This window comes from Rathayibacter sp. AY1C4, from assembly GCF_002932195.1.
Taxonomy (GTDB): domain Bacteria; phylum Actinomycetota; class Actinomycetes; order Actinomycetales; family Microbacteriaceae; genus Rathayibacter.
Window position 1 is genome coordinate 1 of the sequence record NZ_PSWE01000042.1, and the last position, 21,518, is coordinate 21,518.

Genomic DNA, 21,518 nt, shown 5'->3' on the forward strand with positions numbered 1-21,518 from the left:
ACCGCCTCGCCGGGCTCCTCGACGGCGGGGAGGAGGCGGACGGCCTGCGCGGCGCCCTCGCCCTCCTCCGCCGCGGCACCACCGCACTCGACGCCGGTCCCGGGAACCCCGCCGTCCTCCCGCGAGCGCTCGACCACCCGCTCGAGGGCCGCCGCGTCGCCGGTGAAGGCCGCGACGGCAGCCGCGCGCGTCTCGAGCTCCTCCCGCAGAGCACCACCGCGCGCACTCGACCGCGCCTCGGCGAGGAGGAGCAGCGCCTCCTGCGGCCGACCCGCGCGGAGTCGCTCCTCCGCCGCGTCCCTCAGCAGCCGCGCCCGCTCCTCCGGCCCGGCCGCGTCGTCCGCCGCGAGCAGCAGGCGGAGGTGCGGGGCCGACTCCGGGCGCTCGGCGAGCCGCCTCCGTGCCGCCCGCAGCGCTCGGGGCGATGCCGTCGAGAGAACCACCGCGCGGACCACCGGGTCGCGGAACGCACGGCCGCCCGCCGTCAGGATCCCCGCCTGCACCAGGGCGCGGTCCCCGTCTCCGGGGGCCGACCCGATGCTCTCCGGGAACTCGGCGCCCGCCACCGCGGCGACCAGGAGCGCCTCCCGGCACTCCTCCGACAGCGGAGCCAGCAGGTCGAGCACCCTGGTCTCGACCTGCTCGAGCCGCGGGTAGACCGGGAAGGGCGAGGGAGCGTCCTCGTCGGCCCAGGCCCGCCCGAGGACGTCGAGGAGCAGCCGATTCCCCTCCGCGACCCGCAGCAGGCGCGCCTCGACGGCGAGCGGCCGCCGGCCGCCGTGGGCGCGCAGGAAGCCGCGGGCCGCCTCCGCGTCGAGGGGCTCCGTGCGACGGTGCCGGAGGCCCTCCCAGCCGGCGAGGACGCGGCGGTCGCCGGTGGCGAGGAGGCAGGCGGCGCCGACCTCGTCGACCAGCCGGGTCACCAGGGCCTGGAGGGTCTCGCGGGCGGCGACGTCGAACCGCTCCCAGTCGTCGACGACGATCAGGAAGCCGGGGTCGCAGGGCGAGGCGGAGGAGTCGCGCACCCGCTGCAGACGGCCGATCAGCGTGGCGAACAGCGCGAGCGAGGACGCGCCGATCACGGCGTCGCCCCGGTCCGGCCGCACCTCCACGACCTCGCAGCCGGCGGCGCGAGCGGTGGCCGCGGCGGAGCGCAGCATGTGCGTCCGGCCCGAGCCGATCCCGCCCTCGACCACCAGGAGCCGCTCCCGCGCGGGCGACGCCGAGCTCAGCATCCGGACCACCACGTCCTCAGGTGCGCTCGGGTGCGCGGGCGGCGAGGAGAGTGCACTGATCGTCATCGCGACTCCTGAGGGACGGGTTCCGAGGACCCCATGCTGACCGCCGGGCGCGGCCGCGCTCTCCTCCCTCTGTCGGAACCCTCCGGAGCGCACCCTCTGTCGAACCGTCCCGAGCGCCCGTCTCCCGGTCGGCGCCGGGCAGGAGGCACAGGAGGGCAGTGGGCCCCGCGAGCGCCCGACGGTACTCTGTGTCCCACCGGACGACCGGTACGGCCCCACCCCCGCACGACCGCCGCTCGACGCGGCGGGTGATCCGATGGAGTCGCACGATGAGCTCTCGCAGCCCCCTCGCGGAGTTCCTCCGCGCTCGCCGGGCGGCGCTGCGGCCGGAGCAGGTCGGCGTGCCGACCGCGGGCACCCGGCGGCGGGTGCCGGGCCTGCGCCGCGAGGAGGTCGCCGACCGCGCCCGGATCAGCCGCGACTACTACCTCCGCGTCGAGCAGGGGCACGCGGTCGCCCCGTCCGACCAGGTGCTGAACGCCCTCGCCGAGGCGCTCGCCTTCGACGAGTTCGAGCGCGCCTACCTCTTCCGGCTGGCCCAGCTGCGCCCCGGCCCGCGCGATCCCGACTCCCCTCCGCCGGGCCAGGGCGTGGAGTCGCTGCTCGCCCACTGGCCGAGGACCCCGGCGTACGCGTTCGACCGCAACCTCGACGTCCTCGGCGCGAACGACCTGATGAGCCGTCTCGCCCCCGACAAGGGCGTGCCCGGCGCCAACATGCTGCTCTCCACGTCCCGCGGCTACGTGCGCGCCGTGGCGAACGGCGACCCGCCGGACCAGCTGCAGGCGTGGGGCCAGGTCTTCCGCGAGCTGATCGCCGCGCTGCGGTTCTACAGCGACCCCGACGATCCGCGGCTGCACGAGATCGTCGGCGAGTGCTCGGTCGAGAATCCGCTGTTCCGGTCGATCTGGGCCGAGTACCAGGTCCGCCCCTTCACCCACCGGTGGATCCGCGTCCACGTCGAGCCGTTCGGCTGGCTCGACCTCGAGATGCAGACCCTGGAGCTCGCCGGCGCTCCGGGCCGGTACGTCGTGACCTACCTCGCGGCAGCGGGGACTCCGGCGGCCGCGGCCGTCGACGTCCTCGCCTCGCTGCGACCCGCTCCGGAGTCGGGCACCGCGCTGGCGGCCCCGGCCGGCGCCTGATCAGTGGCGGCGAGCCGCGCGAGCGCCTCGCGGCCCGCCGCGTCACCCGCCTCGAACAGGAGCAGGAGGCGCGCGCCGTCCCGGACCAGCCGGTAGTCCATCGGAACGGAGCCGACCGCGGTGTCGAGGAACACGACCGACCCGCGTGCGTCGGCCTCCGCCCCGGCCGCCCACGAGTCCGCGAACCGGGGGCTCCTCGCCGAGAGCTCCCCGACGACCGTCAGGAACTCCCGGTCCCCCCGGTGCCGCTCGAGCGAGTCGCGGAGCATCGCCGCGACCTGGTCGGCGGCGGAGCCCCAGCAGGGCAGGTCCTCGACCTCGGACGAGTCCAGGAAGGTGAAGCGGGCGATGCTCACTCCCGGGGCGAAGGCGGGCGAGAGCGCCCGCGCGAGCGGAGTCGCGCTCAGCACGCGCAGGTGCCGGTCCAGCAGCACCGCCGCCCTCCCCGCCCACGGCAGGAGCGCCGCCTCGTGATCCTCCGCCATGTCCCCGTCCCCTCCGCGCGTCCCTCCCTCAGCGCAGCGGAGTGATCCCCTGCGTCCCGAGCGGGAAGGTCGCCAGCACCTCCTCCGGGATGTTCAGGTGCTGCGCGACCAGCGACGGCGGCAGGTGGCTCAGCCACTGGGCGAGCGACACCTCCTCGTAGCGGGAGCTCTTGAACGTCTCGATGTAGACGAGCGTGTCGTCGCCGGTGTTCTCCACGTAGTGGCCGAAGTTGCGGCGCACGACGCCCACGTCTCCGGCGTGGAAGTCGGTCGTGTTGGCGTGCGGGCCGGTGTTGAAGACGGTCATCCGAGCGGATCCGCGGAGGTAGTACTGCCACTCGTCGGCGTTGGGGTGCCAGTGCAGCTCGCGCATCGAGCCGGGCTCGACGGTCGTCAGCGCGGCCGAGACCGTGCGCGAGGCCGGGAAGTTCGTGCTGTCGGCGATCTGGATCCGGCCGCCGCTGTTCTGGTACGCGGGCTCGGAGCGGGAGAGCCGGAAGATCACCGCCTCGTCGCCGTCCTGCACCCCGGCCGCGGCCCGGTCGGCCTGGAGGTCGCCGGGCACGTCGCCCGGGAAGATCCAGAGGTCGTGCAGCGGGATGTCGCGGAAGACCTCCTGCGCGACGCCGAAGTTCTTCGCCAGCACGTCCGGCGGCGTGTGCGCGAACCAGTCGGTGAGCAGGAGCGTGTTGCTCTCGGACTGCTCGCCGTCGTCGAACGCGAGCACGAACTCCGCCCCGTCCGGGCCGAGGCCCTGCAGGGAGTGCGGCAGGCCGGGCGGGAAGTACCAGAGGTCCCCCTCCTGCACGTCGTCGACGCTGGGCCGGCCGGTGCGGCTGAGCGTGGTGATGCGGCAGTTCCCCTTGGTCATCAGCGCCCACTCGGCGCTCTGGTGCCAGTGCAGCTCGCGGATCCCGCCGGCCTCGAGGTACATGTTCACGCCGGCGATCTCGTTCGAGATCGCGAAGTCGGCCTGCGTGAGCTCGCGCGCCCAGCCTCCCCGCTGCACCCGCCGCGGCGAGATGTTGAAGGAGGACCAGAAGAACGGCTGCGTGCTGATGTCCGTCGCGGGCGCGGCGATCTGGTTCGGGAACAGTCCCTCCAGGACGCGGTTCTGCGGGCCGGTCATCGTGTTCGCCGAGGGATCGCCCTCGGTGTTCACGATCCCCTCCTGGGGGAGGTCCGGGTCTCCGAAACCGGGGGTCTCGTGGTGCGGAGCGGTGCTGTCGTCGGGTTCCACGGCGTTCTCCCTGCTGATCGTCCTGCGCGCCTGCGCTGCTCCGATCCCACCGCTCCGGCCCGGGCGGCACCACGGTCATCCGACTCGATCCGCGCCCCGACGACCGGCCCGGGTCAGCCGCCCAGGCCCTCGAGCACGTCCCGCGAGGGCACGAAGTAGACCCCGCCGGTCGTCGCGGTCGAGAAGTCGAGGAGGCGGTCGTGCCGGCCCGCGGGCACGCCGACGAACATCCGCGTCAGCATCGTCTCGATCACCGACAGGTCGGCGGCCAGGCCGAGGAAGTACGTGCCGAACTCGCCCCTGCCGGGCCGGCCGAAGGGCATGTTGTCGCGGAGGATGTCGTGCTCGGTCCCGCCGGCGTCGACCACGGTCGCGAGCCCCTTGTGCGAGAGCTGCGCCGGATCGTCCTCGCGCTCGACGTTGTCGGCCTTGCTCCGGCCGATGACCCGCTCCTGCTGCTCGGTGGTGAGCGCGTGCCACGCCGTCAGGTCGTGCAGGTACTTCTGCACGACCAGGTAGCTGCCGCCCGCGAACGCCGCGTCCTCCGCGCCGATCAGCGCGACGCGGGGCAGCGCCTCGCCGGTCGGATTCTCGGTGCCGTCGACGAAGCCCAGCAGGTCGCGGTTGTCGAAGTAGCGGAAGCCGACCACCTCGTCGCGGACGACGACGTCCTCGCCGAGCGCGTCGAGCAGGAGGCGCTCGAACTCGAAGCAGGCGTCGTCCCGCTCCGCCCGGATGTGGAACAGGAGGTCGGTCTGCGTCGAGACGGCCGTGTGCGCCGCGCCGACCACCTCCCGGAACGGGTGCAGCTGCGCGGGGCGCCCCTCCCCGCCGAAGCGGTCCCACGCGTCGCTCCCGATCCCGACCAGGCAGGAGAGGCGCAGGCCCAGGTCGCGGAAGCCGACCGCGCGGAGGATCCCGCCCACGTCGGCGACGACGTCCCGCACGCGGTCCGCGGCGTCCTGCCCGCCGACGATGTCGAGCGAGAGGAAGACGGCGGACCGGCTGAGCGGAGCGACGACCGCCTGCGGCTCGATCGGGACGCGGTCCTCGACGGTCACCGGAGCACCGCCCGCTGGGGCGTCGTCGTCCTGCGCGTCGGCAGGGCCGTCGTCGTGGGCGTCGTCGTGGGCATCGCGACCTCCGATCCGCGCGCCGCGGGAGGGCGCGTCCGCCGCGATCCTGTCAGCGTCCGCGGTGCCGGTCACGAGTCATCCGACCCCACTCGGCGAGCGCGGCCGGCGGCCCCGGCACCGCCCGGGCGACCAGGTCTGGACGATCGTCGGAACATCTCCCCGCGCTCTTCAGGGAGCGCTCCCACGCCCCTATCGTGGAGCCGCTCCCCACCCTCATCCGGGGAGGCACCACCTTGGACACGACCCGGGCCGGGCTCGGGATCGACACGAGCACGGAGGTTCGAAGATGCCGTTTGTGACCACGGACGACGACGTCGAGATCTACTACAAGGACTGGGGCGGCACCGACGCGCAGCCCATCGTCTTCCACCACGGCTGGCCGCTGTCGTCCGACGACTGGGACGCGCAGATGCTGTTCTTCCACGCGCACGGCTACCGCGTCATCGCGACCGACCGCCGCGGGCACGGACGCTCGACCCAGGTCGGCACCGGACACGACATGGACCACTACGCCAGCGACGTGAACGCGGTCGTCGAGCACCTCGACCTGCGGAACGCGATCCACATCGGCCACTCCACCGGAGGCGGCCAGGTCGCGCGCTACGTCGCGAAGTACGGCGAGCCCCAGGGCCGCGTGGCCAAGGCCGTCCTCGTCTCGTCGGTCCCGCCGCTGATGGTGCAGACCGAGGCGAACCCCGAGGGCACGCCGATCTCGGTGTTCGACGGCTTCCGCGACGCTCTCGCGGCGAACCGCGCCGAGTTCTACCAGGATGTGGCCTCCGGGCCCTTCTACGGCTTCAACCGCGAGGGGGTCGAGCTCTCGCAGCCCGTGGTCGACAACTGGTGGCGCCAGGGCATGACCGGATCCGCGCTCGCGCACTACGAGGGCATCAAGGCCTTCTCGGAGACGGACCAGACCGAGGACCTGAAGGCGATCACCGTCCCCGTCCTCGTCACCCAGGGCGACGACGACCAGGTCGTCCCCTACAAGGACGCCTCGCTCAAGCAGCACGAGCTGCTGCAGAACTCGACGCTCAAGATCTACGAGGGCTACCCGCACGGCATGCTGACCGTCCACGCCGACGTCATCAACCCCGACCTGCTGGCCTTCATCCAGGAGTAGCGAGGCACGCTCGCAGGCGCGTCCCGGCCGTTCCGGGGCGCGCCTGCACGTCTGCGCTCGGAGTGGGGCCCGGCGCCCCTGCGAGCGGAGTCCGGCCTCAGACGTCGGCGCCCGCGTCCCTCCCGAGCACCGCGGCGAGCTCGCCCCGCCCGCCGATCCCGAGCTTGCGGTACGCCGCGTACAGGTGCGCGCCGACCGTGCGCGGCGAGAGGAACAGGTTCTGCGCGATCGCGCGGTTCGACAGCCCCGTGCTCGCGAGAGCGCAGATGCGCAGCTCCTGCGGGGTCAGCGTGGCAGCGGCCGGCGACGGCGCGTCCGCGATCCTCCCTCCGGCGGCCCGGAGCGCGTCACGGGCCCGATCGGCCCAGGCGTGGATCGGCAGCTCCTCGAGCATCGCCAGTGCCTCGCGGAGGAGGGGCCGCGCCTCCGCCGCCCGACCGGCCCGGTGCAGCCCGTCGCCCACGAGCAGCAGCGCCCGCGCCCGTACGTACGGGAGCGGCGGCGGAGTCCGGCGGAGCAGCCCGGCCGCGGCGTCCGGCGCTCCCTCGGCGAGCGCCACGGCGATCTGCGCGTACCGGAGGGCCGCCTCGATCATCGGCTGGTGCCAGCGCTCGAAGAGCGATTCCAGCCTCGCGGCGTGCAGGCGCACGACTCCGACGTCCCCGATCGCGAGAGCCGCGTCGACGAGATCGGGCGTGGTGAGGATCGCGAAGCCGGGGTTCAGGGAGTCGTCGTCCCTGTCGAGGAGGGGCAGGAGCTCCGGCACGGCGTCGCCCGGTCGCGACTCGAGGACCGCCACCGCCGCTCGCGATCCGCGGAGCGTCGCCCGCATCACGCTCGAGCAGAGGACGGCCGCGCCGATCGCGCTGCCCGCGCTGATCGCCTCGGGATCGGGCGCGACGCCCTCCATCGCGTCGAACCAGGCCAGGCAGGCCCGGGACGCGGTCTCGAAGCCGACGTCCCCCAGGTCGCTCCCGAGGACGAGCGCCTCCTCGGCGAAGGAGCGGGCGCGCGAGATGCGGCCTGCGAGCGACGTGGTCATCGAGGCGGCGAGGAGCGCCTGCGGGAGGATCCGGATGTCGCCGCGCGCGCGCAGCCCGGTGATCGCCTCCTCCAGGAGCTCCCGGGCGACCTCGACCTCGCCCGCCGTGTTCAGCGCGTAGCCGAGCCACCACGCCTCCTCCGGACCGCTCGCCCCGCCGGCCGCCGCGAGCGCCCGCCGGACGACCTCGTCGCCGCGGGCGATCGGCTCGGTGACCGCCGCGAGCAGGACGGCGCGCGGGTCGGAGTCGTCGAGGGCGAGCGCGCGCACCGCCTGGATCATCGGCTCGCCGGGCGACGCCTCGCGGTTGTGGTCCCAGGCGATGGCGGCGAGGTGCAGGAGCGCGGCGGTCGCGGCGTCGACGGCTCCGTGGCTCTGCAGCGCCGTCACTGCGGCGAGCGCGGGCGAGAGGTCTCCCCGCGAGAGGGCCGTGCGCCCGGTCGGCAGCGTCTCGCGCGTCCAGGCGGCGCGGGCGGTGAGCACCGGATCGACGGTCTCGCCCGCCGCGCGGTGCACGAGCAGCGCCGCCTCCGCGGTCCGGCCGGCGAGTCCGGAGTACTCGGCCGCGTCGATCAGGCGCGAGACGCGCAGCGGCCCCGCGGGGGTCAGCTCCGCCGCCCGCTCCATCGCCTGAGCCGCCAGGACGACGTCGCCCGTCGCCAGGCCGGACGCCGCGAGACCGGCGAGCTCCTCGCCGACCGGCCCGTCCGAGCCCGTCGCGAGCTCCGACCGCCACCAGAGCGTCCGGCTCGGGTCGTCGCGGTGCTCCTGGACGAGCGTGCGGAGCACGGCCGCGCGCTCGGAGGGGCGGCTCACGCTCGTCACCGCGGACTGCACGAGAGGGTGCCGGAAGCGGAGTCCGCTCCCCGGCGTCCAGCTGAGCAGCGACGCGGCGACGGCCCGGTCGATCCAGGAGGGGTCGGGGTGGCGGCCGATCGCCAGGTTCGCCAGCCGGCTCGCCTCCTCCGCCGTCGCGACGTCGCCCAGCGCCACGGCCAGCACGGCGAGCCGCGAGGGCTGGTCGAGCTCCGCGAAGCGCTCGGCGAAGGCCGACTCGAGGCGTCCGGTCACCGCGCGGTCCTCCGCCTCGTCGGCCGACGGGTCGCGTCCGGTCAGCTCCACCAGGGCGAGCGGATTCCCGCGGGCGAGGTCGAGCAGAGCGCGCCGGGCGGCGCCGCGAGGAGGATGCGGGAGCGTGTCCAGGAGGGCGGCCGAGTCGGCGGCCGACAGCGGCCCGAGGTGGAGGTGCTCGAGGCCGGAGTCCTCCTCGGGCCGGTCCCTCGTGGTCATCACGACGACGACGCGGTCCTCGCCGATGCGCCGGGCGAGCATCCGCAGCGCCCACGCCGACTCCGGGTCGATCCGGTGCAGGTCCTCGACGACGACCAGCAGGGGCCGATCGGCGGCGGCGTCGCTCAGGAGGGTCAGGGCCGAGAGGCCGGCCAGGAGCGGCGTCGGCTGCACTCCGTCCGCCAGGTGGAAGGCCACGCGGAGCGCGTCCTGCTGCGGCAGTGGCAGGCCGTCGAGGCCCGGGCGGAGCGGGTGCAGGAGGAGCTGCAGCGCCGCGTACTGGTCGCCCGACTCCGCTGCGGAGCCCGCGGTGCGCAGCACCCGCACGTCGAGTGCGCGGGCGTAGGCGACGACCTCCTCGACCAGGGTGGTCTTGCCGACCCCGGCGTCCCCGTCGATGACGAGCGCCGACCCGTGGGCGGCGATGCCGTCGACCATCAGACGGAGCCGCGCGAGCTCCGATCCCCGACCGACGACGAGCGCGTCCCGCTTCACGCGTCGAGTATCGCACCCTCGCGCAGACACTCCTCGACCCGGTGGCGGGCCCGGATGAAATCGATCGCGGCGGCCGCGGCGCTGCCGGGGGCGCCGAAGAAGGAGGTCAGGAAGTGGTCGCCTCCGTGCACCTCCAGGGTCTGCCAGCGGAAGGCGATGAAGCCGAAGGGATCGACGCGCACCGGGGACGAGCCCTCGCGGAGCGGATACGCCTCCTGGCTCGCCCAGACGCGGCGGAAGACCCGCGAGCGGCCCCCGAGCGAGGCGACCAGGACCCGCAGACGCGGGTCCGCCGGATCGGAGTGGAAGCGGAGGGCGGCGGTCATCACGGCGATCGTGCGGTCCCAGTCCTCGTGCCGCTCGGCGTCGGTCTCGAGCGCCGCGGCGTCGACGACGGCCTCGATCATGTTGGTCCCCTGCTCGCAGGCCAGGGGGAGGAACAGGCGGCCGAGCTCGTTCACGGCGACGAGGTCCAGGTAGCGGTCGACCACGTAGGCGGGCGTCGTGGTCCAGGACGAGACCATGCTCGTCAGGCTGCCGACCTGCGCCGGGGTCGGCCCGGCCTGCGCCCAGATCGGTGAGCGGCGCGGCGCGGCGTGCCCGCCGAGCCGGAAGAGGTAGTCCCGCCCGTCCGCGTCGAGGCGGAACGCCCGGGCCAGGGCGTCCAGGACCTGCGCCGAGGGGCGGCGGTCCTTGCCCTGCTCGAGCCGCAGGTAGTAGTCCGGGCTGATCCCCGCGAGCACGGCGACCTCCTGGCGGCGCAGCCCGCTGACGCGGCGCCTGCCGTCGGCGCCCAGGCCGACCTCGTCGGGGCGCAGCCGGTCGCGGTGCCCCCGGAGGTAGGCGCCGAGCCGTGCGGTGTCCGTGTCCACGATCCCGCCCTTCTCTCCCTTCGAGGCTAGGGAGGCGGCGGGCCCGGCTCCACGCGACGCCGACCTAGATCCGCGGCGGGGTGCGGAGGAGCGCACCGGCACGCGGCGCACCCCTCCGCGGTCAGGCGACTCCGCGGTCAGCTCAGCTCCGCCGCGGCGTCGGCGATGACCCGCGCGACCTCCTCCGGGTGCGAGCGCATCACCAGGTGCGGCGCGTCGAGCTCGACGACCGAGCGCACGCCCGCCCGCCGGTAGCCGAACCGCTCGACGTCCGGGTTGATCGTCCGGTCCGCGGCCGCGACGACGCCCCAGCTCGGCCGGGTCCGCCAGGCGGCGACCGGGGCGGCCTCACCGAAGGCCAGAGCGGCGAGCGGGCGCTGGCCGACCGCGAGCACGGCCGCCTCGGCCGGGTCGATCCCGGCCGCGAACACCTCCGGGAACGCCGACACCGCGACCGACACGTCCGTGCCCGGCTCCGCCCCGTCGATCGGGAACGGGGTGTAGACGAGATTCGCCGGGAGGTCGGAGTCGGGGAAGGCGCCCTGCAGCTGCCCGAGGCTCTCCCCCTCCTCGAGCGCGTAGGCCGCGAGGTAGACGAGGCCGACCACGTTCTCGGCGGCGCCCGCCACCGTGATCACGGCGCCGCCGTAGGAGTGGCCCGCCAGCAGGACCGGCCCGTCGAGCTGCTCCACGAAGGAGCGAAGGTACTCCGCATCGCCCAGCAGGCTGCGGTTCGGCACGGCCGGGACGCGCACGGCGTGGCCGGCGTCGAGCAGGATCCGCGTGACCGGGGCGAAGCTCGCGGCGTCGGCGAACGCTCCGTGGACGAGGACGATGGTGGGTGCGGGCATGGGTTGTCCTTCCGGTCGGGCTGCGGTCCGGCAGCCGGCTGCGCAGCCGATCCGGACCCGGGCCGAACCTAGGACGGCGGACGGCGCGCGTCGTGACCCCGCGACTCCCCTGCCCACCGGGCGGCCGCCTGTGGCCCGCCCGAGGACACGCTCCAGCGCTCGTCCCGCCCGCTCACGGCGGGCCCGGCCCGCCACTGCGTCCACGTCCTGGTCCCGGCGGGGTCACCCTTCGACGGCTGGACCGCCCGGGATAGCGGCACCGTCGGCCGGCGGGCTCTCCGGCCGGATCGCCGGCGACAGCGGCGGATCGGCACGCGGCCTCCTGCGGCCCGAGACCCGGGCGGCGGCGCGTCAGCTCGCGAACTCCTCCGGCCAGCCCAGCGCGGCCAGCGACCGGCGCACGCGCTCGATGTCCTCCTCCGAGGGCAGCTCCGAGGTCACTCCGGCGATCGCGGTGCCGACGTCCGCGCGGGAGGCGGGCGCGTCGGCGGCGAGACCGGCGGCCACCTCGGCCACCTCCTCGTCGCTCAGACGGCGGCGGAGGAGCGCCAGCAGCGGCACGAAGTCCTGCTCGGGCAGCCCGGCCGGATAGCCGGCGCGCAACCAGCGGACGATGCGCGCGACCAGGCCCTCGCGGGTGTCCGGCTCGGCCAGCGACTCCGGGCCCGCCAGCGGCCAGCCCGCGCTCGCGAGCCGCGAGGAGACGCGGGCGACGTCCTCGGGCATCGCCGGTCCGAGCAGCAGCTGCTCGATCCGCTCGCGCACCACGGCCCGTGAGACGACCGTCTCGGCCCGCTCCGACTCCGACAGGAGCCGCGCGACGACCTGCTCGACCTCGTCCGTCGTGAGGCTGCGGCGCAGCAGGCCCAGCAGCGGGAGGTAGTCCTGCTCCGGCACGCCCGACGGGTAGCCCGCGCGCAGCCAGCCGACCACGCGGGCGACGATCCCCTCCCGCGCCGCGATCGGATCGGTCGAGGCCATGCTCAGCCCTTGGGCACGAAGGTCGGGATCACGTGCTCGAAGCTCACCGACTGGCCGAGACCCGTCGCGATGATGACGCTCAGGCCGATCACGACGGAGCCGACGACGAGGGCGAAGCAGAGCACGCCGATCCCGCGCAGCACCGGGGCGGGCAGACCGCTCCGGACCGCGGGGGCGTCCGACCCGCCCGAGGCGGGAGCACCGCCGGCGACGGCGAAGGAGCGGACGCCGACGGCGAAGAGCACGGGCAGGCCCGCTCCGAGGAGCACGGCGACGAGGGCCACCTGGCCGGCGGCGGAGAGGAAGAGGGAGAGCACGGTGCGGATCCTTTCGCTCAGACGCCGGCGGTCTCGGGCGCGGGGCGTGCCGCCGCGTCCTGCCACTCGTCGTTGACGTTGTGCGCGCCGATGCTGTCGCGGCGCGAGCGGATGTAGATGAGGGAGGCGACGGCGACGAGGATCGCGGCCATCAGGAGGCCGCCTGCCGCGCCTCCGACGAGGTGGCCGATCCACCACATCACGGCGCCGACGAGGGCGGCGGCCGGGAGGGTGATGACCCAGGCGATCACCATGCGCAGCGCCACGCGCCAGCGCACCTGCGCTCCGGGGCGGCCGACTCCGGAGCCGAGGATCGAACCGGTCGCGACGTGGGTGGTCGAGAGGGCGAAGCCGAGGTGGCTGGAGGCGAGGATGACCGCGGCGGAGGCGCTCTCGGCGGCCATGCCCTGCGGGGTGTCGATCTCGACGAGGCCCTTGCCGACGGTGCGGATGATCCGCCAGCCGCCGATGTAGGTGCCGAGCGAGATGGCCAGCGCGCAGCTGAGCTTGACCCAGAAGGGGACCGACTCGGTGTCGCTCCAGCCGCCGGCCGCGATCAGCGCGAGCGTGATCACTCCCATGGTCTTCTGCGCGTCGTTGGTGCCGTGCGCGAGCGAGACGAGGGAGGCGCTGCCGATCTGACCGAAGCGGAAGCCGCGGTGGAGGCTCTTCTCGGCGAGGTTGCCGATCACCCGGAAGACGAGCCAGGTGCCGATCGCCGCGACCGCTCCGGCGAGCACGGGCGACATCAGCGCCGGGAGGATCACCTTGCCGACGACGCCGTCGAGCTTCGTGCCGTCGCCGGCCCAGTTGACGCCGTTGAGGCCGAGGCCCGCGAGAGCGGAGCCGATCAGGCCGCCGAAGAGGGCGTGCGACGAGCTCGAGGGAAGGCCGAGCAGCCAGGTCAGCAGGTTCCAGACGATGCCGCCGATGAGGCCGGCCAGCACGATCAGCAGCAGAGCCGAACCGCCGTCCTCGAGCAGCGCCGGATCGGGTGCGCCCGAGGAGTCCTGGATCTTCACGACCGCGTTGGTGACGGTCAGCGCCACCTCGATGCTGAGGAACGCACCGACGAGGTTCAGCGACGCCGAGAGGGCGACGGCGGTGCGGGGCTTCAGGGCACCGGTCGCGATGGACGTGGCCATCGCGTTCGCCGTGTCATGGAAGCCGTTGGTGAAGTCGAAGGCGAGGGCCGTGACGACGACGAGCGCGAGCAGGATGAAGGGATCCACGCAGACATGATGCTCCCGCGGCGGGAGGCGTTCCGGCGTGGTCGCGAGGCTTCACCTGCTGTTCACCTCGCGGGGCACGCCCGCCCGAGTACCCTGTGCGGATTCTCAGGCGGGCGGCGCATCGGTGGGTGCGATTCACCTGAGTCCGCACCGGCATGCGGCGCTCAGACGGGTGCGCTCAGGAGGCCGAGCGCGGCATCGGCGGGGTGAGGTCCGGGGTGTGCGCGGGGTCGGAGTCGGGGGCCGGCTCCTGCTGGGCGGCGGACTCGGCCGCGGCACCGGTGTCCTCGGCGGACTCCTGATCCTCGGCGGGCTCCTGCGAGCCGGGCAGCGGCGGGGTGAGGTCGAGGGCGCCGACCGCCGGCTCGGCGGCGTGCTTCGGCGTGGTCGGGCGGTTCTCGGCCGCGGCCGCCTTCTTCGCCGCCTTCTCCTGGGTCCGCTTGAGCTTCTCGGTCTGCTCGGCCAGCTTGCGGGCCTTCTTGCGCAGCTTCTTGCTGGAGTCGCGGACCGCCTCGTGCGCCGCGCGCACCGACTTCTCGGCCTTCTTCAGCGCCTTCTTCGCGCGCTTCTGCGCCGCCTTGTCGCGTGCGTCCTTGTCGTTGCCGGTCCCGGCCATGTCCGCTCCTCCGCTCGTCGACCGCTCCGGCCGACTCCCCCACGCTACCGAGCGGCACCCGCCCCGCGAACCCGCTGGCGAGCGCGCCCGGGCCGCGCTAGGCGCGCGGGCGGCGGCCGTTCTGCGCCCGTGCCGTCCCGCCTCCCCTTCCCCCTGGTCGCCGCCTCTCCTCCTTTCTCCTCGGCTCTCGCTTCAGCCCTGCGGTGCCGTTCGCGGCTGGGAGTCGCGGGCGAGTGACCCCGCGACGGGCGCGGGTTCGGCAGGCTGGGGGCATGGTCTTCCAGCACGATCCCGGCGGCTACCAGGGCCGCGCCGGCCTCCGGCGTCCCGTGCGCGGGCCCAGGCGCGACAAGTGGATGTGGTGGCGCCTGGGCTCCGGAGTCGCGGCGACGGTCGCCGGTGTGATCGCCCTGCTCGTCTTCACCGCCGACCGCTGAGCACGCCCACCGGCGACCCGGCGCACCCCCGCCACTCCGGATCGAGAGCCGATCGATGCGCTCAACCGCTTGACTCCGGAGGTTTCTCTCAGGTCGGATCCGGCGGAACGCGGGTAGTTTGGAGGGTCGCATCGGCTCAGCCGTGCGATCAGCCCCACTGCCCCACCCGGCGCTCGCCTCCCCCCTCGAGCGTCGGCAGACCTGGAACCTCCTCTGCATGCACCGTTCGTCACGCGCCTCGACTCCCACCCCCGCAGGAGCCGAGACCGGCAGTCCGTCCGCCCTCCCGACCCGTCGCTCGCTCCGTGAGCAGGAGTCCCGCAGCCGTCGCCCCTCCCGCGGCCCGTCGCGCCCCCGCGTCTCCGCAGTCGCCGCGATGACCCTCGTGGCCGGCATCGCGATCACGTCGACGATGCCCGCGTTCGCCGTGGGCGGCACCGCCGACTCCGAGCTGACCCGCGACACGGCCACCGCCGTCGCCGCGGCCCGCCCGCAGAGCTTCGTGGCGGCCGGAGTCGTGCAGCAGAGCGTCACCCGCGACGCCTTCGCCGCCGAGGCCAAGCCCGAGGTCCTCGTGCCCACCGCGTCCCTCGACGCGATCACCGCCACCTCCGGCGAGTCGACCGCGGCCGCCGCCGGAGCGTCCGGAGCGTGGGTCGTCCCGATCTCCGGTCACATCAGCAGCAGCTACGGCCCCCGCCCCGACGCGCCGGTCGCCGGCGTGAACCTGTTCCACAAGGGCACCGATCTCGCCGGCGCCTGCGGCACGCCCGTCCTCGCGGCCTCCAGCGGCACCGTCGAGGAGGCGTCGTACCAGGGCAGCTACGGCAACTGGATCCTGCTCGACAACGGCGGCGGCATCGAGACCGGCTACGCCCACAACAGCGAGCTGATGGTGTCGGTCGGCGAGACCGTCACCGTCGGCCAGGTCATCGCGCTGCGCGGCTCGACCGGCGCCTCCACCGGCTGCCACCTGCACTTCGAGACGCGGGTCGACGGCGAGGCGGTCGACGCCGTGCCGTTCATGGCCGAGCTCGGCGTCCCGATCGGCTGACGTCCTCGACGACTCGAGAACGCAGACGTCGCGGTGGCCGCTCTCGACCACCGCGACTTCTGTGTTCTCGTGAGCGCGCAGGCCGGCGTCAGGGCCCGGGGACCGTCCGCGCCCCGGTCGAGACGGCGGCCGACCAGTGCGCGTCGTCCGGCACCGTCGTCACCCTGATCTCGGCGTCCTGCTCGACGGCGATCTGCATGGTGCCCGTGTTGCCGCCTCCCGTGCCGGTGCGGGTCGTGCTCGGGCTGTAGACGCACGACGATCCGCTCGTCATCAGGCCGACGACCTCGATCGTCACCTCGGCGTCCGCGGTGTCGCAGGCGACCGAGACGGTGATGTGCAGCGGATCGCCGCTGAGGTTCACGGTCTGCGGATCAACGGGGCCGACCTGGTCGGTCCACCGCACGGCGGCGGTCGCTCCCTCGGGCAGCGTCACGGGCCCGAGCGGAGCGTCGGTGGGCGTCGCGGTCGGAGCGGCCGTCGGAGCAGCGGCGCCCGGGGCGGCGGGTGTCGCCTCCTCCGCCTGGTCGGCGCCGCTCGTGCAGCCGCTCAGAGCGAGCGCGGCGAGCAGTGCCGAGGCGCCCAGCGCGGTCGCGCGCCGTCCCGCCCGGAGCCCCGTCGCCCGGCGCGGAGCGGTCGTTCTCGTGGTGTCCATGGTGGTTCCCCCTGTCCACTGGCGTCCCTCCGGTCTACCCGAGCCCGCGCGGCCGCGGACCGCACTCTGCGGCGGTTGCCAGGGTCGGGAGCCGTGCTGCGGATCGATGGGGAGCTCCTCCGTACCGGCGCGGCGGCCCGTCGATCCGCTCGGGTGCCGCGGATGATCGGCACCGGGCGGATCCGACGCCCGCCGCTCCCGGCGCACCCCGCCGAGCCGCCCCTCTGCACCCGGAAGGCACCGCCATGATCGCCTCGAACACCTACCCCTTCGCCGGACGCACCGTCCTGGTCACCGGAGCCGGCTCCGGCATCGGCCGCTCCATCGCACGCGCCTTCCTCGAGCAGGGCGCGAGCGTCGCGGTCGCCGGGCGCACCCCCGCCACGCTCGAGGAGACCGTCGCCGGCTTCCCGGCCGAGCGCGTCCTGGTCGTCCCCACCGACGTCTCGGTCCGAGCCGAGGTCGACGCGCTCGTCGAGGGCACCGTCGCGAGGTTCGGCGGGATCGACGTCCTCGTGAACAACGCGGCCGGCCACCTCGGCGGCCCGATCGATGAGGTGGAGGACGACGCCTGGCGCTCGCTCTTCGCCACGAACGTCGACGCCCTCTTCTACGCGGTGAAGGCAGCGCTCCCCCACCTCAAGGCGAGCCGCGGCAACATCGTCGTCGTCTCCTCCGTGTCGGGCATCCGCGGCGACTGGGGCCAGGCCGCCTATAACGCGACCAAGGGCGCGATCACGACCTTCGTGCAGTCGCTGGCCCTCGACTTCGGCGCGCACGGTGTGCGGGTCAACGCCGTCGCGCCCGCCTTCACGCAGACGCCGCTGACCGAGTCGATGGCCTCGACCCCCGAGGAGCTCGCGCCCTTCATCGACCGCATCGCCCTCGGGCGCCCCGGGCAGCCGGACGACATCGCCCCGCCGGTGCTGTTCCTCGCCAGCGCGGACGCGGCGTACATCACCGGCGCGATCCTGGCCGTGGACGGCGGGACGAGCGCCTCGACGGGGCAGCCGCACCTGTAGGCGGGCGAGCGGCGGATCGGCCGCGGCCAGGCGACTCGCCTGCTCGGCCGGGGCGGCTCGGCGATTCGCCTGCTCGGCCGGTGCGGCTCGGTCGCCCGAAAGCGGCGGCCAGGCGGATCGGGGTCGGGGGCGGCTCTGCCCAGAACCCGAGTGCTCGCGTCGGATCCTGCGGCCCCGCTCGCGAGGGTCCACCGGGCTCGACCGCGGGCGCCCGCAGCCCGGATCACTCCATCCCTGACCGCGCACTCAGACTCAACCGACACCTGTGGCGTATCGTGGAGTCAATTGCATGCAGACGCATGGATACGGACTCGCCGACCGCACGGCCTCCGAGCCCATCCCTCTTCGAGCAGGAGTCGTCATGACCACCACCAGCACCCGATTCACCGACCGCGTCGTCCTCATCACCGGAGGCGGATCCGGCCTGGGCCGCGCCGCAGCCGTCCGCCTCGCCCAGGAGGGCGCGAAGCTCGCCCTCGTCGACATCTCCGAGCAGGGCCTCGCCGCCACGGTCGACGTCCTGCCCGAGGGCACCGAGTCGATCACCGTCCTCGCCGACGTGTCGAAGGAGGCGGACGTCGACGCCTACGTCGCGCGCACCCTCGAGGCCTTCGGCCGCATCGACGGCTTCTTCAACAACGCCGGCATCGAGGGCCGCCAGAACCTCACCGAGGACTTCACGGCCGACGAGTTCGACAAGGTCGTCGCGATCAACCTCCGGGGCGTGTTCCTCGGCCTCGAGAAGGTGCTGAAGGTGATGCGCGAGCAGGGCTCGGGCATGGTCGTCAACACCGCGAGCGTCGGCGGCATCACCGCGATCGGCAACCAGTCCGGCTACGCGGCCGCGAAGCACGGCGTCGTCGGCCTCACCCGCAACTCCGCGATCGAGTACGGCGAGTTCGGCATCCGCATCAACGCGATCGCGCCCGGGGCCATCTGGACCCCGATGGTCGAGAACTCGATGAAGCAGCTCGACCCGCAGAACCCGCGCAAGGCGGCCGAGGAGTTCATCCAGGTCAACCCGACCAAGCGCTACGGCGAGGCCGACGAGATCGCCTCGGTCGTCGCCTTCCTCCTCTCGGACGACGCCTCCTACGTGAACGCGACCGTCCTCCCGATCGACGGCGGTCAGTCCATCAAGTACTGAGGTCCCGCGGAGGGAGCGGAGGGAGCGGAGGGAGCGGAGGGAGCGGAGGGAGCGCCTGCTGCGGCCGGCGGGCCCTCCGCTCTCCCGCTGACGCCGTGCCGTTCGTGGGACGGACTCGGCCGCTCCTCCACAGGTGCTCCCTCCGACGTGCGTCCCCACCGGGCCTCCGTCGCGCAGCACCCGGCACCGCGGCGGGAGCAGAATGGGGGTCGGTCCCGCCAGCGGCCGGACCTCGACCGCTACGGAGACATGCATGAACCCCACCGGGAGCTTCCGCGCCGCCCGCGACACCCTCCTGCAGCACCGCACCGATGCGGTCGCCGCGAACGAGGCCTTCCAGTGGCCGGACGTCGGGCCCCGCTTCAACTGGGCGGTGGACTGGTTCGACGCGATCGCCATCGGCAACGAGCGCCCCGCCCTCTGGATCGTGGAGGAGGACGGCTCCGAGGAGAAGTACTCCTTCGACCGGATGCGCTGGCGCTCCGACGAGGTCGCCGCCTGGCTCCACTCGGTCGGCGTCGAGCAGGGCGATCACGTCATGCTCATGCTCGGCAACCGCCTCGAGCTGTGGGAGTCGATGCTCGCGATCATGAAGCTCGGCGCGGTCATCCTCCCCACGACGACCCTGCTCTCACCCGCCGACCTGGCCGACCGCCTCGAGCGCGGCGAGGTCGCGCACGTCATCGCGGACGCCTCCGAGACGGCCAAGTTCGACGAGATGGAGGGCGGCTTCGGCCGTATCGCGGTCGGCGGCGCCGTCGAGGGCTGGCTCGACTACGCCGACTCGCTCGAGCCCTTCGGCATCAGCCCGACCGTGGTCGTCCAGAGCTCCGATCCGTGCCTGATCTACTTCACCTCCGGCACCACCTCGAAGCCCAAGATGGTCGTGCACACGCACGAGTCGTACCCCGTGGGGCACCTCAGCACGATGTACTGGCTCGGCGTCCAGCCGGGCGATGTGCACATGGCGATCAGCTCGCCGGGCTGGGGCAAGCACGCGTGGAGCTGCTTCTTCGCGCCGTGGAACGCCGAGGCGACGGTGTTCGTCTACAACTACAGCCGCTTCTCCCCCACCGCACTGCACGAGCAGCTCGACCGGGCCGAGGTCACCACGTTCTGCGCGCCGCCGACCGTGTGGCGGATGCTGATCCAGTCGGCGCTCGGAGCGAAGCCGCGCGCGCTGACCGAGATCCTCTCGGCGGGCGAGCCGCTCAACCCCGAGGTCATCGCGACCGTCGAGCGGGAGTGGGGCCTCACGATCCGCGACGGCTACGGCCAGACCGAGACCACCGCGATCATCGCGAACCCGCCCGGCGCCCCCGTGGTCCACGGAGCGATGGGGCGCGCGCTGCCCGGCGTCGCCATCGCTCTCGTCGACCCCCTGACCGGCGAGCCCGCCTCCACCGGCGAGATCTGCCTCGACCTGTCCGTCGAACCCGTCAACCTGATGTCCGGCTACCTCGGCGACGAGGACCGCACCGAGCGCGCCCGCGCCGACGGCTACTTCCACACCGGCGACGTGGCGGTCCGCGCAGTCGACGGCACGATCACCTTCGTCGGCCGCACCGACGACATCTTCAAGTCCTCCGACTTCAAGATCTCGCCGTTCGAGGTCGAGAGCGTGCTGCTGCAGCACCCCGCCGTCGCCGAGTCCGCAGTGGTCCCGGCTCCGGACGAGGTGCGCCACAGCGTGGTGAAGGCCTACGTCACCCTCGCCGACGGCTGGGAGCCGACCGCCGAGACGGCGAGCGCGATCTTCGCCCACACCCGCGAGCTGCTGTCCTCCTTCGAGCGGGTGCGGCGCCTCGAGTTCCACCCCCTGCCCAAGACGATCTCGGGCAAGATCCGCCGCGTCGAGCTGCGCGAGCGCGAGGAGGAGGCGTTCCGCCGCGGCGAGGAGATCCCCACGGAGTGGCGCGCCGACCGCCTCTAGGCGCGGCGGCCCTCGTCCGCCGAGACACCGCCGGGACCGCCGCAGCACTGCTGAGACGGCGGCGCCTCGGCGGGGCGGTGGTGTCTCGAGGGGATGCGGTGGGCCGGGACGCCGGCCGCCGGTGACCAGCGGGAGCGGGAGCCGTCAGCGCGGAACCAGCGCGGCGTCGGCGGCGTCCGGATCAGAGGCCGGCGATCAGCTCGGCGTCAGCGTGGGCGGACGGCGATCAGCTCGGCGTCAGCGCGGGAGTACAGCGATCAGCTCGCCGTGGTCGCGGACGCCGGGGGCGCTGCGGCGGAGCGAGTGGGTCACCTCGAGGCAGGCCTGCTCGGCGAGGGCGCGCATCTCGGCGAGCGGATGGAACCACGCCGGTGCGACGGCGTGCGCGAACGCCTCCGTGCGCGGCCCTTCGAAGAAGCCGATCAGCAGGCTTCCGCCCGGTCGGAGGTGCGCGGCGAGCGCCGCGACCGCGCCGGGCAGCTCCGCCGGCGGCAGGTGGATGAGCGAGTACCACGAGAGAACACCCCCGAGGCCGTCGACGTCGAGCTCGAGCGCCGAGCCGAGCCGGAACGGGACGTCCGGGAACCGCGCCCGCGCCAGAGCGACGAACTCCGGCACCGGGTCGACGCCGATAGCGGCGGCTCCGCGGCGCTGGAGGAACTCCGTCCAGTGCCCGGGCCCGCAGCCCACATCGGCGACCGTGCCCTCCAGCCCGTCGGCCCACGACCCGATCAGCTCGCGGTCGGCCGCGGGCCCCGCGTCGACCGATCCGAGCAGCGCCGCGTACTCCTCCGCCCGCGCGCCGTACGCGTCCCACACCTCGTCCATCCGGTGAGCGTAGGCCGTCTTGAAACGGCGCGCAGCGGGCACTCGGAGGCGCGTGGCACGTTCCGCGGTGCCGTTGGCACGGCTCTGCGGCACGGTCCGCTGGCGCGTTCTGACGTTCTGGCGCGCCTGCCTCGTGAGCGTTCGCGCCCGGCGTCCCGAGGCGCTTCGCGAGGACGGATCATCGAGGTGCCGCGCGCCCCGTCCCCGCCCCGAAGGAGACCCGATGACCCCTGCCGACGCGCCTCCGAGTGCCCGCTGCGCGCCGTTTCAAGACGGCCTACGCTCACCGGATGGACGAGGTGTGGGACGCGTACGG

General features: G+C 74.0%; 20 protein-coding genes. 7 read left to right on the forward strand and 13 right to left on the reverse strand.

All coding sequences use genetic code 11. From position 1 onward, the window contains the following. Window positions 1-1,301, reverse strand: a 1,301-nt coding sequence (locus C5C99_RS15500) for a hypothetical protein (protein WP_374953742.1), incomplete at its 3' end; no start/stop codon positions are given. 269 nt (window positions 1,302-1,570) lie between these two features. Here C5C99_RS15500 and C5C99_RS15505 point away from each other — a divergent pair. Then, window positions 1,571-2,446: a helix-turn-helix transcriptional regulator gene (locus C5C99_RS15505; protein WP_104340359.1), complete on the forward strand. Its 876-nt coding sequence runs from the start codon at window positions 1,571-1,573 to the stop codon at window positions 2,444-2,446. On the opposite strand, the gene C5C99_RS16900 is transcribed toward C5C99_RS15505, so the two are convergent. The 3 genes from C5C99_RS16900 to C5C99_RS15520 form a co-directional block, all read right to left on the reverse strand. Next, complete coding sequence (locus tag C5C99_RS16900) at window positions 2,338-2,931, reverse strand: hypothetical protein (RefSeq protein ID WP_146085532.1); 594 nt, start codon at window positions 2,929-2,931, stop codon at window positions 2,338-2,340. The genes C5C99_RS15505 and C5C99_RS16900 overlap by 109 nt on opposite strands. Window positions 2,932-2,959: 28 nt before the next feature. Beyond that, window positions 2,960-4,171, reverse strand: a complete 1,212-nt coding sequence (locus C5C99_RS15515; protein WP_258062876.1) for a cupin domain-containing protein — start codon at window positions 4,169-4,171, stop codon at window positions 2,960-2,962. Between the two features lie 113 nt (window positions 4,172-4,284). Beyond that, on the reverse strand, window positions 4,285-5,379 hold the full coding sequence (locus tag C5C99_RS15520; protein ID WP_308471026.1) for a Dyp-type peroxidase: 1,095 nt from the start codon (window positions 5,377-5,379) through the stop codon (window positions 4,285-4,287). 214 nt (window positions 5,380-5,593) lie between these two features. Here C5C99_RS15520 and C5C99_RS15525 point away from each other — a divergent pair, with 214 nt between their 5' ends. Beyond that, a complete protein-coding gene (locus C5C99_RS15525; protein WP_104340360.1) occupies window positions 5,594-6,430 on the forward strand; it encodes an alpha/beta fold hydrolase in 837 nt (278 codons plus the stop codon). A gap of 97 nt (window positions 6,431-6,527) precedes the next feature. Here C5C99_RS15525 and C5C99_RS15530 read toward each other — a convergent pair whose 3' ends face one another. The 7 genes from C5C99_RS15530 to C5C99_RS15560 form a co-directional block, all read right to left on the reverse strand. Next, window positions 6,528-9,257, reverse strand: coding sequence for an AAA family ATPase (locus C5C99_RS15530; protein WP_104340361.1), 2,730 nt, complete (start codon window positions 9,255-9,257; stop codon window positions 6,528-6,530). Continuing rightward, on the reverse strand, window positions 9,254-10,129 hold the full coding sequence (locus C5C99_RS15535; RefSeq protein WP_181074627.1) for a helix-turn-helix domain-containing protein: 876 nt from the start codon (window positions 10,127-10,129) through the stop codon (window positions 9,254-9,256). Before C5C99_RS15535 ends, C5C99_RS15530 begins: the two co-directional genes overlap by 4 nt. Before the next feature lie 137 nt (window positions 10,130-10,266). Continuing rightward, window positions 10,267-10,980 carry an alpha/beta fold hydrolase gene (locus tag C5C99_RS15540; RefSeq protein ID WP_104248158.1) on the reverse strand — a complete coding sequence of 238 codons (714 nt, stop codon included), beginning with the start codon at window positions 10,978-10,980 and terminating at the stop codon, window positions 10,267-10,269. 351 nt (window positions 10,981-11,331) lie between these two features. Then, window positions 11,332-11,961 carry a DUF3349 domain-containing protein gene (locus tag C5C99_RS15545; RefSeq protein WP_104224010.1) on the reverse strand — a complete coding sequence of 210 codons (630 nt, stop codon included), beginning with the start codon at window positions 11,959-11,961 and terminating at the stop codon, window positions 11,332-11,334. A 2-nt stretch (window positions 11,962-11,963) separates the two neighbouring features. Beyond that, window positions 11,964-12,278 carry a hypothetical protein gene (locus tag C5C99_RS15550; RefSeq protein WP_104340363.1) on the reverse strand — a complete coding sequence of 105 codons (315 nt, stop codon included), beginning with the start codon at window positions 12,276-12,278 and terminating at the stop codon, window positions 11,964-11,966. A gap of 17 nt (window positions 12,279-12,295) precedes the next feature. Then, the gene (locus C5C99_RS15555; RefSeq protein WP_104224012.1) at window positions 12,296-13,510 is read right to left on the reverse strand and encodes an inorganic phosphate transporter; all 1,215 of its coding nucleotides are present in this window, start codon (window positions 13,508-13,510) and stop codon (window positions 12,296-12,298) included. A 178-nt stretch (window positions 13,511-13,688) separates the two neighbouring features. After that, window positions 13,689-14,126, reverse strand: coding sequence for a hypothetical protein (locus C5C99_RS15560; protein WP_104288719.1), 438 nt, complete (start codon window positions 14,124-14,126; stop codon window positions 13,689-13,691). 272 nt (window positions 14,127-14,398) lie between these two features. Here C5C99_RS15560 and C5C99_RS17240 point away from each other — a divergent pair, with 272 nt between their 5' ends. Continuing rightward, window positions 14,399-14,563, forward strand: coding sequence for a hypothetical protein (locus tag C5C99_RS17240; RefSeq protein ID WP_159940529.1), 165 nt, complete (start codon window positions 14,399-14,401; stop codon window positions 14,561-14,563). Window positions 14,564-14,939: 376 nt separating this feature from the next. Continuing rightward, complete coding sequence (locus C5C99_RS15565) at window positions 14,940-15,617, forward strand: M23 family metallopeptidase (protein WP_181074628.1); 678 nt, start codon at window positions 14,940-14,942, stop codon at window positions 15,615-15,617. A gap of 88 nt (window positions 15,618-15,705) precedes the next feature. On the opposite strand, the gene C5C99_RS15570 is transcribed toward C5C99_RS15565, so the two are convergent. Next, window positions 15,706-16,272 carry a hypothetical protein gene (locus tag C5C99_RS15570; RefSeq protein ID WP_104261232.1) on the reverse strand — a complete coding sequence of 189 codons (567 nt, stop codon included), beginning with the start codon at window positions 16,270-16,272 and terminating at the stop codon, window positions 15,706-15,708. Between the two features lie 245 nt (window positions 16,273-16,517). Between C5C99_RS15570 and C5C99_RS15575 the strand changes: the two genes are divergently transcribed. From C5C99_RS15575 to C5C99_RS15585, 3 genes are all read left to right on the forward strand, one after another. Beyond that, window positions 16,518-17,294 (forward strand): SDR family NAD(P)-dependent oxidoreductase, encoded by a 777-nt coding sequence (locus tag C5C99_RS15575; protein ID WP_258063720.1) that lies wholly within the window; start codon window positions 16,518-16,520, stop codon window positions 17,292-17,294. A 361-nt stretch (window positions 17,295-17,655) separates the two neighbouring features. Further along, window positions 17,656-18,441 carry a glucose 1-dehydrogenase gene (locus tag C5C99_RS15580; protein ID WP_167299040.1) on the forward strand — a complete coding sequence of 262 codons (786 nt, stop codon included), beginning with the start codon at window positions 17,656-17,658 and terminating at the stop codon, window positions 18,439-18,441. A gap of 253 nt (window positions 18,442-18,694) precedes the next feature. Further along, on the forward strand, window positions 18,695-20,374 hold the full coding sequence (locus C5C99_RS15585) for an AMP-binding protein (protein ID WP_104340364.1): 1,680 nt from the start codon (window positions 18,695-18,697) through the stop codon (window positions 20,372-20,374). Between the two features lie 237 nt (window positions 20,375-20,611). Here the strand turns inward: C5C99_RS15585 and C5C99_RS15590 are convergent, their stop codons facing one another. Next, window positions 20,612-21,202 (reverse strand): trans-aconitate 2-methyltransferase, encoded by a 591-nt coding sequence (locus C5C99_RS15590; protein ID WP_104340365.1) that lies wholly within the window; start codon window positions 21,200-21,202, stop codon window positions 20,612-20,614. Window positions 21,203-21,518 lie beyond the last annotated feature (316 nt).

Bases quoted from the DNA above. Each gene is read 5' to 3' on its own strand.
- C5C99_RS15505 (WP_104340359.1), top strand. From the start codon at position 1,571: ATGAGCTCTCGCAGCCCCCTCGCGGAGTTCCTCCGCGCTCGCCGGGCG.
- C5C99_RS16900 (WP_146085532.1), bottom strand. From the start codon at position 2,931: ATGGCGGAGGATCACGAGGCGGCGCTCCTGCCGTGGGCGGGGAGGGCG.
- C5C99_RS15525 (WP_104340360.1), top strand. From the start codon at position 5,594: ATGCCGTTTGTGACCACGGACGACGACGTCGAGATCTACTACAAGGAC.
- C5C99_RS15540 (WP_104248158.1), bottom strand. From the start codon at position 10,980: ATGCCCGCACCCACCATCGTCCTCGTCCACGGAGCGTTCGCCGACGCC.
- C5C99_RS15545 (WP_104224010.1), bottom strand. From the start codon at position 11,961: ATGGCCTCGACCGATCCGATCGCGGCGCGGGAGGGGATCGTCGCCCGC.
- C5C99_RS15560 (WP_104288719.1), bottom strand. From the start codon at position 14,126: ATGGCCGGGACCGGCAACGACAAGGACGCACGCGACAAGGCGGCGCAG.
- C5C99_RS17240 (WP_159940529.1), top strand. From the start codon at position 14,399: ATGGTCTTCCAGCACGATCCCGGCGGCTACCAGGGCCGCGCCGGCCTC.
- C5C99_RS15565 (WP_181074628.1), top strand. From the start codon at position 14,940: ATGACCCTCGTGGCCGGCATCGCGATCACGTCGACGATGCCCGCGTTC.
- C5C99_RS15570 (WP_104261232.1), bottom strand. From the start codon at position 16,272: ATGGACACCACGAGAACGACCGCTCCGCGCCGGGCGACGGGGCTCCGG.
- C5C99_RS15575 (WP_258063720.1), top strand. From the start codon at position 16,518: ATGATCGCCTCGAACACCTACCCCTTCGCCGGACGCACCGTCCTGGTC.
- C5C99_RS15580 (WP_167299040.1), top strand. From the start codon at position 17,656: ATGACCACCACCAGCACCCGATTCACCGACCGCGTCGTCCTCATCACC.
- C5C99_RS15585 (WP_104340364.1), top strand. From the start codon at position 18,695: ATGAACCCCACCGGGAGCTTCCGCGCCGCCCGCGACACCCTCCTGCAG.
- C5C99_RS15590 (WP_104340365.1), bottom strand. From the start codon at position 21,202: ATGGACGAGGTGTGGGACGCGTACGGCGCGCGGGCGGAGGAGTACGCG.